Here is a 495-nt window from a genome sequence, read left to right as displayed (position 1 = left end):
CGACACGCGCCAGCCGACGATCCGCCGGGCGGAGGAGCCAAAGGTTCCGCCTGCGTAGCAGGTGGAATGGCTACGGAGGGGAAGACGTCGATCACGAAGGCGACGTGGACGAAGCCCTGCCAGGTGGCGACGTAGGTGAAATCGCTGACCCACAGCATATTCGGCCGAGGAGCCCGGAACTGCCGGTTCACCTTGTCCCGTGGACAAGGCGCGGCGGGATTGCTGACCGTCGTTTTCACCGGCTTGCCGCGGATCACACCCGCAAGTCCCATCTGTTTCATCAACCGCGCCGTCGTGCGCCGGGCAAGATCGATCCCCTCTCGGTCGAGCTGTCGCCAGACCTTGCGCACACCATAGACCTGGAAATTCTCATCCCACACCCGGCGGATCTCGGGCCGCAGCTGGATGTCCCGTTTGGCGCGCGGCGGCAGGCGGCCCGGGTTGGCACGGCGAGCGGCATGCGCACGGTACGGTTGGGCCCGGCGGACGGCGGCG

General features: G+C 67.3%; 1 pseudogene. It reads right to left on the bottom strand.

Annotated features, from left to right (window positions below):
• Positions 1-495, bottom strand: a pseudogene (locus AiwAL_RS17960) (IS3 family transposase); the annotation flags it as partial.

It is taken from the genome of Acidiphilium sp. AL (assembly GCF_025499445.1).
Taxonomy (GTDB): domain Bacteria; phylum Pseudomonadota; class Alphaproteobacteria; order Acetobacterales; family Acetobacteraceae; genus Acidiphilium; species Acidiphilium iwatense.
This window is presented reverse-complemented; position numbering and strand designations above follow the sequence as displayed.